We start from the raw sequence: 11,503 nt of genomic DNA, 5'->3' as shown, positions 1-11,503 counted from the left end.
TGTAATTAAAAAAACACATTTCACATTCAAAACAAAGCAGCCAGTCGCCGATTCCATTTCGACGACTGGCTGCTTAAATTGACATTTATTTTGTTATTGGGGGTCAGTGCCTCTGACCTTATTCGCTGACATGCCCTTTTTTTGATCCTGACGGGTGAAATACCACTGCACCGCGGGAATCACCACAAAAAAGATAAAGAACAAGCGGAACAGCTGATATGCGCTGACGACTGACAAATCGGCTCGCGCGACAGCCGCGGTGACTCCCATTTCCGCGATTCCCCCGGGAGATGTGCTTAGAAAGGCTGTCGTCAGATCGATGGGAGTGACCCACCACAGCAGCAAAGCGCAGCCCAAACAGCATAAAACGACGATCACATTACTGGCCGCCGTATATATGCCCAGCCGGCGCATGTCTTTTAGAAAGTCCGGCTTCATCTGCAGCCCAAGGTGGATGCCGATGCTGAGCTGGGTAAGCAGCACCGCCGTATCCGGCACCCGGGGAGGCGTGGCGCCGCACAGCACAACAATGGAGGTGGCGAGCAAGGGCCCGGTCAATGAGCTTCCCGGGAGCCTGATCCTCTTGCCGACAAAGAAACCTGCGGCCGCCACCACGGCAAATAATAAAAACGAAAAAAGAGAAGCCGATCCCTCACCGGGAAAACTGTAATGGTTTCCGGATCCGCCTGAGCCGGTCAACGTATGCAGCGCAATAAACGGCACAATAAACGTTACGGTAAGAACACGGATCGTCTGCATCAGCACAACAGTGGTCAGGTCGATTTGCTTGGATTCGCCGCTGAGGGCGATAATATGGTTCAATCCGCCGGGCATGCAGCCAAATACCGCGTTCATCGGGCTTAAATTCAACTTGCGGTAGAGTAAATAGCCTGTCACAAAAGCAACCGATAAGATGAATACCGTTGAAGCGGCCATATAAGGGAGTTGGGCCGCCATTTGGCGCAAATTCACACTGTAAAATGAAGATCCCAGCATAAAACCGAGTATGGCGAGCGCAATGTGGCGAAAGGATGAAGGCCAGGCCAAAGTCCGGCGAATTCCAAGCCGCGAAACCATCACAGACGTAAGTGCACCGAGCATCCAAGGCAGAGGCATATGCAGCAAAGAAAACAATACCGCGCCAATGGCGCCAATCAGTCCGGTTTCCAAGACAGATATAAGGCCCTTTTGCATCTTTCTCATCGCAGTACCCTTTCGCCTTAGCAGTTTAGTCTATTAGTAGTTGATCAGGTAATCTTTTTGGCAGAAATCAACAATTCCGTGATCGGCCGAAGATCGTCAATGTCCTCCAAATGGTTAACCGCGGCGACGATGCCGTCAATTTGCGATGGCGGCAGAACGCCGTCCGCGCAGCCTCTGAATTTGCCGACCCGCTCAACATCACTGAGCGGAGACAGAGGATCTCCTTTGGCAATATCGACGCGATGCTTGTAGATTTCGCCCGCTGCGGTTTCCACCTCTACCTCGCAAGGCCACAATTTTGGAAACAGCGAGTCCATTTCTTCAGACCGCTCAACAGGGACATTCTGTTTCTGTTGAATATGAAGCGCGGCTTCAATCGCTCCATGTGTCGTGCGGCAGCATGGGTACGGCTTTTAGGCAACGTTCAGGATTTCATAAGCATCGGGAGATTCCAAACCGTGCAGAAGTTCTTGCTGCCAATCTGACGTTTTGTAAGGAGCAAAAGCTTTGAAAAATCCGCCGTCCTCCGCCTCCAGAATGTAGCGCGAGCCGGTAAAGCCGGTTTGCGCCAATACAGCGGAAATGAGCCCTCCCTGCGCGGCTTTTCCGGCATGGAGCGGTTTGCTCATCGACCCGTCCGATGTGAATGCCCATATTCCGGCAGCTTGGGTTCCCGCCGAACCGAGGGCGCTCATGGTCCGTTCCGCATCCAGACCCAGTATCGAGGCTGCCGCCGCTGCGGCGCCAAAGATGCCGCATGTGGCTGTCGCATGCCATCCCTTAAGCCTGTGCTCGCCCGCCCCGAGCGCTTTCCCCAGCCGAAGGGTAACCTCATACCCGGCCGCAATGGAAGCGATAAGCTGTTTTCCGCTGATTTTTCCGTGAAGCCATGCGGCCCCAAGAGCAGCAGGAATAATCACTGCTCCGGGGTGGGTTTTGGACTGCTTGTGCGAATCGTCAAATTCCGTGGCATGAGCCATCAGGGCGTGCAGCAGCACACTGTTCTGCAGGGAAGTCCGCTCATCTGTTCCGAAAATCCTGGAGCTGCCTTCGCCAAGCAGGTTCATGGCCGTAAAAGCCTTTTGGAATTCTTCGCCCTTGCTTCCCTCCAGAATACAGCCGAGCGTATCCAGAAAACATTCTTTTACCTTCTTGACCACATCGTCGGGAAGTTCTTCATAACGGGTATTCCCGACGAACGCAGCCAGTCGTCCAGTGGGATGGTTCATGTAAAAATCCCTCCGGTCACAGGCCTAGTTCCCCGCCAGTTTTTTGCCGATCTCGGCAAATTCTTTTTCCACGAACGGATGACTTTCGCTGCTGGGCCGAAAATCGTTGGTCAATCCGTTGGCATCGAGGTAATTCACCCACTCTTTATCTTGCGATAAGGCCTTGAACAATTCATCATATTTGGCAATGATCTCTTTCGGCGTGCCCTTTTTCACATAGAAGCCGCGCCAATGAGACGATTCCAGTTCGGGAAATCCTAATTCGGTGAACGTAGGCGTGTCCGGAATTTCATCCATCTTTTCAGCGCTAGAAACAGCGATAATCTTCAATTGGCCGGCTTTTACATATTCGAGTACTTGGCCGACATTCGTAAGGGCTGCCTGGATATGTCCGCCGAGAAGCTGTGTCACCGCTTCAGAACCTCCGGCATAAGGTATCCATTCAAAGGAGTAGCCTGCGGCTTTCGCCAGATCCGAGGCAAAAATCTGGTGGGCCGAGTTGGCGCCGAATCCGCCAATGGCGAATTTTTCGCTGTTTTTAGCGGATTGGACGAAATTTTCAAACGTGTCGAGACCGGTACCCGGACGGACGACCAAGGCGTAAGGATCCCCTTGGTTTATGGAAATGAAGTGGAAGTCATTCAGGTTAAAATCGTTTTTCAAGTCGGTGTTCAAACTGATCATTTGGCTCCGCGTGTTGACGCCGATCGTATATCCGTCAGCCGGTTTGGATAGGATGGTCTGCATGGCGGAAGCTCCGTCGCCGCCCGTGATATTCTCGACGACAACCGATTTTCCCAGTTGATTTCCCAGGAATTTGGCGGCCTGACGCCCCATCACATCCACGCCGGAACCGGCTTTGGACCAGACGATAATCGAAATCGGCTTTTCCGGCCATTTATCCGCTTTTTCACCGGCGCCTGCGGCTCCCCCCTGAGTTGTATTACTGCTTCCCGCATCACTTGTGTTATTACCGCCGCCGGCGCAAGCCGCCGTAAACAGCGCAATGATTACAAAAATGAATGACCATTTTAACCACTTTGTTTTCATAGTATAGTAACTCCTTCCGTCGAAAAGTGAGTATTTTTGGGGTTTTTCCATCGTCCGTATGCTGTGATTACCGAGCAGTCCAAAAACCTCCGATACGGCGAACAGTCCGATGAGCGGAGGGATAAATGGAATGCCGTTGAAAAGGGCTGCATGCTGTAGGTCATCCGCTGCGTCCCAGGCAGTCAAATACTAAACGGCCGGATCGGGGCGCTCAAGGCCGAAGTGATCCCGCAGGGTGGCGCCGGTATACTCCTTACGGAAGATACCTCTTCTTTGCAGTTCCGGCACGACCAATTCAACAAACTCGTTTAAACCGCCCGGCAAATAGGGGCACATGATGTTAAACCCGTCGCACGCTTCTTTTTCCAACCATTCTTCAAAGTTGTCGGCGATTTGTGCAGGCGTTCCGACGAGCACACGGTGTGAGCGGCTTGCTCCGAAGCGTTTACCCAGCTGCGCCAGCGTCAGCCCTTCTTCTTTTGCCAGCTGCGCAACGATTTTCTGGCGGCTTTGGTTACCCCGCATCGTATCCAGTTCCGGAAGCGGCTTGTCCAAATCAAATTGCGACAAGTCCTGATTCATACTGTCGGAAAGCAGGGAAAGCCCGGCAAGCGGATGAACCAATTCTCTCAGCAGCTCTTCTTTTCTTTTCGCTTCCGCCTCGGTTTCACCTATGATCGGCATAACGCCCGGCATGATTTTAACCGATCCCGGCTCCCGGTTGAATTTGGCCAGCCTCCCGTTAATGTCTTTATAAAATTCGCGCGCTCCTTCCAGCGCAGGCTGCGCCGTAAAGATAACTTCGGCCCAGCGGGCGGCAAAATCCCTGCCGCGTTCGGAAGAACCGGCCTGCACCAAAACCGGACGGCCTTGCGGAGCGCGAGGCACATTCAACGGACCTTTTACCTGGAAAAATTCCCCTTTATGTTTACAAATCCAGCAGACTGCTAATTTCGTTATCAGGGTACCGCCATCCTCCGGCATGATGGCCTACCGCATACAAAAACGCTCCCAAATGCAACGTTTTGTCACTTTTCTTCATCAATTTTCCACCTCTTTAGTTGTTGCCATATCTTTCGTTGTTTTGGGAAGAAAAAATGGATCAATGAGCTTCCCGTTGTCGAGTCAGCATTCTGAAAATATATATTAAACTCATTAATCCAATGTGTGAAGTTGGATTAATGGGAATGGTAGGAACATGCTTCGTGTCCAACCCAAAGCCCTTTTTCCAAGGGTGAAGTATGAAATACCCATTAAAAAAATGCAAAAAGGGCTTCTTTTAAATTAAAAAAAACACTTGAGAACTTGAAGATCCCAAGTGTTTTTCTCACATCAAAGGAGTAATTAACGGTCTATAAAGATTTAATCATGCCTCCGTCTACCAGCAGCGTTTGTCCGGAAATATAGGTATTGGCGAAGGAACCCAGAAATGCAACCGCCCTGCCGAACTCGTCAGGTTGACCATATCGGCCAAGGGGAATCTGAGCCGTTAAATCAGCTTGAATCGTCTCAAGGGGGACGCCGAGCTTCTCCGCTTTTATCCGATCCAGCTCGGCTGTTCGATCCGTCATAATGCGTCCGGGAGCCACCGTATTGACTAAGATCCCATCCCCGGCAAGCTCTGTGGCCAAGCTTTTGGCAAGAGCATGGACCCCTGCACGAATCGTATTGGACAGAATCATATTTGGAAGCGGCTGCTTCACCGTCGAGGAGGTAATCATCACGATTCTTCCTCCCCCTTGGGCCCGCAGATGAGGCTGGCTCGCACGAACCAGACGTATCGCACTCAATAAATTAAGTTCAAAGGCTTTAATCCATGCGTGGTCGTCAAATTGAGCAAACGAACCCGCAGGAGGACCGCCGGCGTTGGTCACCAATACATCCAGGCCGCCCCCGGCTTCTACGGCGGTCTGAACGGCATGAGCGATGTCCTCCTCACGGGTTACGTCCATCTGAACGACGGCTACTTTTTGCCCCGAGGAGGCTTCGATATCGGAAGCCGCCCGTTTCAACTCTTCCAGGTTGCGGCTTGCTATCGTGACCGCCGCTCCCTCGTTTGCGAATGCTAATGCACTCGCTCTGCCAAGCCCCTTGCTCGCCGCTGTTACCAAAACCGATTTTCCTTTTAATCCGAGATCCATAAGATCAACGTCCTCTCCTCTTCGTTTTAACCGATGATAAAACCTGCATCCTCTTGGTGCAATCCGGCTGCATGTCACCTCCCCGATTCCGAAAATGTGCCCGACAGCTGAGCTTCTTTATAATATTTCTCCGCGCCGGGGTGAACCGGAATCGGGAGGTTTTGCCTCGCCTTCCCAATATCAATGGAATGGGCCGCCTGATGAGCCCTTTGTAAATAAGTCAAGCTTTCAAACAACTCTCTGGTCAGCTTATACACGAGCTCTTCATCCAGCTCTTTTCTTACGAGCATCACATTCAGCGTGGCCGCCGTAGGAATGGAGACGTCGTTCCGGTATGTGCCCGCAGGAATTTCCGTCATCTGAAAGAACGGGTACGTTTCCTTCAGTTTCCTTACTTCCTCCATCGGGATAGGAACGATCGTGACCGGTTTCGATTTGGCCAGCTCGGTGACCGACGGATTAGGCAGCCCGGAAGTAAAGAAGGCGGCATCAATGGTTTGATTTTTTAATTGCTCCACCGCTTCGGTATAGGACAAATATTCGGGCTGAATATCCTGATACGTAATGCCGAGGGCCTCAAGCAGCATGCGCGCATTCACCTCCACCCCGCTCTCGGGAGCGCCCACGCCGACCCGTTTGCCTTTTAAATCGGAGACGGTATGAATGGGACTGCCATGCAGCGTAATAATTTGCACACAATTCAAATACAGCCCTGCCATGGCCTGTAAATCTTTCATTTCTTTGATTCCCCCGGTTCCGCTGTAAACGTAAGTAACCGCGTCCGACATGGCAAAAGCCATATCCGCCTTTCCCGTTTCCATCAGTCCCATGTTCTCCACCGAGCCGCCCGTCGTTATGACAGACGCATTGATCCCGAGCTTCTCTTCATACCTTTTGGCTAAAGCGCTCCCAATCGTAAAGTAAGGGCCGGAAGCATTGCCTGTCGCAATGGTCACGATGGTTTCGTCAGAATGGCTCCGGTCCGGTTGATTGCCCGAAGACTGAATCGTATGATAGACAAATAGGGAAAGCCCCGTAACCATAAGCGCAAGAACCCATAAAAATCTTTGCCGCATAATGAATTCCCCGCTTTCTCCGGCTAATCCTTGGAGGGCAAAAACTTGGATAATTTATCCCTGAGCCCTCTTTCGCTGATATCCAAAGATTCAGCCGTTTTTTTGCGATGCCCGTTGCAAATTTGCAGCTTATGCAAAATAAACTCCCGTTCGGCCTGCTCTAACGTCAGTCTTGAGGGAATGAAGATCCCATCCCCTCCCTGCCGGCCGCCGTCTTTTCTCTCATAAGCCTTCTCCTGCAAATAAACAGGAAGATCGTGAATTTTAAGCAAGCTGTCATTGGCCAAGGCGACTGCATATTCAATGATATTGGACAGTTCCCTCACATTTCCCGGAAAAGAATGGCGGTACAGCACATCCATGGCCGAGGAATGAAAGCGGACATCGGTTTTGCCCATTTTCACACCGTAGATTTGAAGAAAATGATGGATCAGCAGCGGCAAATCTTCCATTCTTTCGCGCAGCGGCGGCACATGGACAGGGATGACATTCAAACGGTAATACAAGTCCTCGCGGAAGGCGCCTTTGCTGACCTCCTCGGCCAAGTTCCGATTGGTCGCCGCAATGATTCGGACATCAACGGGCTTGCGCCGGTGGGAACCGATCGGGACGACTTCCCGCTCCTGAATGACTCTGAGCAACTTGGCCTGCAGGTGAAGGGGCAGCTCTCCGATTTCATCGAGAAAAATCGTACCGCCATGCGTTTGCTCGAACACCCCCTCCTTTCGTTGAAACGCCCCTGTGAAGGCTCCCTTCTCATGCCCGAACAGTTCGCTTTCGAGCAGGGTTTCCGGTATAGCCGCGCAGTTCAAAGCGGAGAAAGGATATTTATGCCGCGCTCCTTCTGAATGGCATACTTTGGCCACCATCTCTTTGCCCGTCCCGCTTTCTCCTGTGATCAGCAGGTTCGAGTCAATGTTTTTCACTTTAGCGATGAGTTGAAACAAGCTTCTCATTGCGGAACTTTTGCCGATAATGCCGCAATAGCTGTATTCCGGCCGCAATACCTCGCGAAGGCGCCTAACTTCTTGTTTCAAATCGTTGATGTGCAGCGATTTTTCAATTAAAATGCGGACCTCATCCAAATTAATCGGCTTGGTCAAATAATGGTAAGCCCCCAGCTTCATCGCTTTCACCGACGTTTCGATCGTTCCGAACGCCGTCATGACAATAATGGAAGTTTTCGGGGAAATTTCGAGCAGCTTAGGAATCAGCGACAAGCCGTCAACCCCTTCGATCCGCATATCGAGCAGCACGACATCGATATTTTCTTTTCCTATCATAACCAGGCCTTCATCGGGTGAAGTCGTCGTAAACACTTGATACTGGTCTTCCAACGCAAACATCAGGGAGGTACAAATGGCTGGTTCATCATCAATGATCAAGACGGAATTCATTAAAATTCACCCCCGGGAAATTTTAATGTAAAGGTCGTCCCCTTGCCGGGAACGGATTGAACATCGATATCACCGCCATGCTCGGACAGGATATTGTAGCAAATATATAAACCCAGACCTACTCCGTTCCTTTTGGTTGTATGAAAGGGCTGGAACAGCCTGGACATTTCATCGTCCGGGATCCCCGCTCCCGTATCGATAATCCGAATGCTCGTACAGCTATCCTCCGTTTCGGCTTCGAACGTAATCGCTTTCACATTGCTCTCCGATATGGCGTCGATGGCATTCGTAATCAGATTAATGAACACTTGCTTCATCTGCTGCTTATCAAAATAAGCGAAATGCCCGGAACCACCGCGTTGATCCATTGAATCGGCTGAGAGGCGTATTGAATTTCAAACGGCTTCATAACGGAGGACAGAAACTCATGCAAATCCACCCGCTCTTTCACGGGAACCTTACTTCGCGTATAATCCAGCAGATCCTCCACCACATGGTTCAATCGGCGGAGTTCGGCCGGTACATGCTTCATAAACTCCTGCCTGTAGCGAAGATCATCGATTTTATAAGGAAGCAGCTCAATAAACACCTTCATGGACGTCAAAGGATTTCGCAGCTCGTGAGCGATTCCGGCAACAAGTTGACCTAAAGACCGGAGCTTTTCCTGAAGGACCAGTTTATTTTGCAGGTTTTTTTCCTGCGTTCGATCCTGCATGCTGATGATCCATCCAAGCTCTCCGTCCAAATCGTTGCGGAGCACGGCCGCGTAATAATGGACCAGCTTCTCCTCCGAACCCTCCTGAATCAACACGAATTCCCCCTCATGGCCCTTTTCGTCCAGAGGCAGATCGAGAATCCGCTCGATTTCCCTGAATAAAGAAGAACCGGAAATGCAGGTATTCACAGGATCGGTCTTCAAATTCCATATTTCCATCGCACGCTTGTTGGCCAGCCGGATGATTTTATCCTTATTGATGGAGAAAATGCCGTTATCGATGGTATCGAGAATTTGCTGTTGAAAGGTCAAATAGTTTCTGAGCCTTTTGGTATGTCGTCCAATTTCCCTTTTTAACCTTTTGTTCATCATATAAATAAACAACATGAACATGGATACCGCAATCGAAACCGATCCCAGGAGCCAGGCGATTTGTCTCCAAAGGGTATCCTGCGGGAATAAGGGCGGAAACCAATGATTATACATCCGGCGGTATTCCCCGTTTTGCTGCACCAGCTTGATTCCTTCATTTAACCGGCGGACCAGCTCGTAATTTCCTTTGCGTACGGCGAAAGCGTATTCATAAGAATGAATCGAATTGACTCTCACATCATAATCCGAATAGAGGTCATGCTTGGTAAAATAATGCCGAATCACTTCATAATTTCCGACAAACGCATCGGCCCTTTGATGTTTTAAAATTTCCAGCGCTTTCGTTTGACTGGAGGCGATATTCATTCTGACGTTGCGGATGTCCTCCAATATGTCATAGGCGCTGCTCCCGCGCTGGACGGCAACCGTTTTCCCTTTGAGTCCCGACAAATTGTAGATTTCCTTATTTTCTTTGGGCACGACCAGCGCGTCGGATAACGAAAGGTAGGATTCTGAAAAATCGACTAACTCGTTATGAGCGGCGCTGTATTTCATGCCCAATACCAGATCGATGTTTCCCTGATCGAGCGGTTCGGGATTGCTCGTTTCGATGGCGACATATCTCAGTCCCAGGCCCGCATGCCTAGCAATTGTCCCTAGTAGCTCAACACTAAATCCGGAAGGCCTTCCATTCTCGTCCAGGTAGGAGAACGGCGGATGATCACGCTCGAATCCGACCCTCAATACATGTTGCTGGAAAGGCAGATCCGTTTGCGCCGCCCATCCTGAAATTACAGGAAACCATACCAGAATCAGTGTACAAAGTATAATCTTTCTCATTTTCGGACACCTTTTCCAAGAATACGACTCTTATATAAAAAGATAGCATTTTAAAAAGGCGCGGAAAAGAGCCATCTTTTCCCTTCAAATCAGAGGCTTCACTCCATTATAGGCAGAAACTGCCGCTTCTCGATAGGAAATACGGCAAAAAATGCCGCCCCTCCTGTGGGTAAACGGTGAATTCAACAGAAAAATCATTGGCATGAAATTTGCTCATTTACCTTACTGAAAGGAGAAAAAAATTTTTTATAAAGCTTTGTAAGGAGGGTCGGTCAAGTTTTACGAAAGCGCTTTTACAAGTGTCAAATCCAGAAAGTCATGTACCCAAATTGAAAAACCGGGAGGAACGTGTTATGAAAAAATGGCTTGGTATTGGACTCATTTTTGTTTTGACAGCGCTTGCAGGATGTGGTGTTCCTACTCCGAACTCCTCAAAAGATGCAAACCAGGCAAATCCGCCATCAGCGGCTCCTGCACCATCTTCCAATAAAGAAATTACGGTTGCGGCCAACGGAGGAAAAATTGAAAAAGCGATCCGCGACGTCATTGCACCGAAATTCAGAGAAGAGACCGGTATTAAAGTCAATTTCCTCTCCGCCTTGTCGGGCGAGATTCTGTCCAAAGTGGAGCTGCAAAAAAATGCGCCGCAATTGGATGTGGCGGTGTATGTCCCCCTTGACGTGCAGCGTGCCGTAGAGAAAGATTTGGTCGAGCCGCTTGACGAAGCGACCGTTCCCAACATGAAGCTGCTCGATTCCCGGTTCGTCGCGGTAGACAACAAGGGCGTCCCGGCTTTCGGCCTGGTGATTGCGCCCGCATACAATACGAAGACGTTCGAGCAAAACGGCATTGCTCCGATCACCTCCTGGAACGATTTAATACGCGCCGAATACAAGGGAAAAACCGCTTATTCCGATATCGCCAACGATTGGAGCTTCACCACACTGTATAATCTGGCCTTCGCCAACGGCGGCAGCCTGGATAATATGGAGCCGGGACTGGAAAAGGCGAAAGAACTGGCTCGCTATTCGGATACATTCTATAAAAACTCGACGCAGATGATGCCTGCCATGCAGCAGGGGGCTGCCGATGTCACCGTGATGGGCAGCTATGCCATTGCTGATCTAGCCGAATCCGGCGTGCCGTTAAAAATGGTCATTCCTAAAGAGGGGGCGCCTCTTCAGGCATTTAACGCGACGGTTGTCAAAAACGCGCCGCACAAGGCGGAAGCCATTCAATTTTTGAATTATCTGATATCCGAAGAATCGCAAAAGCTTATTTCCGAAAGCGGCTTTTACCCGGTATTGCAAGGAATGGAGATTCCTGAAAAATTCCAGGCATCGATCGGCATCAAAGGCACGGACAAAGTGTATCGTCCGGATGTCAAAAAGCTTTCCGAAATCCGCGCTGCCTGGATGGACAGATGGACGAAGGAAGTCGCTCCCGAGCTCGGGAAAAGCGTAAAAAAATAAGCAATAAC

At 50.2% G+C, this 11,503-nt stretch carries 11 protein-coding genes; 1 reads left to right on the top strand and 10 read right to left on the bottom strand.

Annotated elements, in window-relative coordinates; genetic code table 11:
• Positions 1–93: 93 nt before the first annotated feature.
• From EXW96_RS01330 to EXW96_RS01285, 10 genes are all read right to left on the bottom strand, one after another.
• Positions 94–1,203: an AbrB family transcriptional regulator gene (locus tag EXW96_RS01330; RefSeq protein WP_174349669.1), complete on the bottom strand. Its 1,110-nt coding sequence runs from the start codon at positions 1,201–1,203 to the stop codon at positions 94–96.
• Positions 1,204–1,247: 44 nt separating this feature from the next.
• A complete protein-coding gene (locus tag EXW96_RS01325) occupies positions 1,248–1,562 on the bottom strand; it encodes a hypothetical protein (protein ID WP_309224981.1) in 315 nt (104 codons plus the stop codon).
• A gap of 54 nt (positions 1,563–1,616) precedes the next feature.
• Positions 1,617–2,432: an MmgE/PrpD family protein gene (locus EXW96_RS01320; protein ID WP_174349667.1), complete on the bottom strand. Its 816-nt coding sequence runs from the start codon at positions 2,430–2,432 to the stop codon at positions 1,617–1,619.
• Positions 2,433–2,456: 24 nt separating this feature from the next.
• A complete protein-coding gene (locus EXW96_RS01315) occupies positions 2,457–3,482 on the bottom strand; it encodes a tripartite tricarboxylate transporter substrate binding protein (protein WP_062409713.1) in 1,026 nt (341 codons plus the stop codon).
• A gap of 189 nt (positions 3,483–3,671) precedes the next feature.
• Entirely contained in the window at positions 3,672–4,418 is a 747-nt protein-coding gene (locus tag EXW96_RS01310; RefSeq protein WP_309224980.1) for an NtaA/DmoA family FMN-dependent monooxygenase, read from the bottom strand.
• A gap of 416 nt (positions 4,419–4,834) precedes the next feature.
• Positions 4,835–5,623, bottom strand: a complete 789-nt coding sequence (locus EXW96_RS01305; protein WP_174349665.1) for an SDR family oxidoreductase — start codon at positions 5,621–5,623, stop codon at positions 4,835–4,837.
• 74 nt (positions 5,624–5,697) lie between these two features.
• Entirely contained in the window at positions 5,698–6,699 is a 1,002-nt protein-coding gene (locus tag EXW96_RS01300; protein WP_137670344.1) for a TAXI family TRAP transporter solute-binding subunit, read from the bottom strand.
• A gap of 23 nt (positions 6,700–6,722) precedes the next feature.
• Positions 6,723–8,096, bottom strand: a complete 1,374-nt coding sequence (locus EXW96_RS01295) for a sigma-54-dependent transcriptional regulator (RefSeq protein WP_137670345.1) — start codon at positions 8,094–8,096, stop codon at positions 6,723–6,725.
• Complete coding sequence (locus EXW96_RS01290) at positions 8,096–8,413, bottom strand: sensor histidine kinase (protein WP_174349664.1); 318 nt, start codon at positions 8,411–8,413, stop codon at positions 8,096–8,098. The genes EXW96_RS01295 and EXW96_RS01290 overlap by 1 nt, the downstream gene beginning before the upstream one ends.
• A complete protein-coding gene (locus EXW96_RS01285; RefSeq protein WP_174349663.1) occupies positions 8,410–10,023 on the bottom strand; it encodes a transporter substrate-binding domain-containing protein in 1,614 nt (537 codons plus the stop codon). The genes EXW96_RS01290 and EXW96_RS01285 overlap by 4 nt, the downstream gene beginning before the upstream one ends.
• 353 nt (positions 10,024–10,376) lie before the next feature.
• Here EXW96_RS01285 and EXW96_RS01280 point away from each other — a divergent pair, with 353 nt between their 5' ends.
• A complete protein-coding gene (locus EXW96_RS01280) occupies positions 10,377–11,495 on the top strand; it encodes an ABC transporter substrate-binding protein (RefSeq protein ID WP_174349662.1) in 1,119 nt (372 codons plus the stop codon).
• The last annotated feature ends 8 nt before the right edge of the window (positions 11,496–11,503 follow it).

The sequence above is a fragment of the Paenibacillus sp. JMULE4 genome (assembly GCF_013337105.1).
Lineage (GTDB): Bacteria > Bacillota > Bacilli > Paenibacillales > NBRC-103111 > Paenibacillus_G > Paenibacillus_G naphthalenovorans.
Note: the sequence above shows the minus strand (reverse complement) of the source record. Positions and strands in the feature narration are given on the sequence as shown.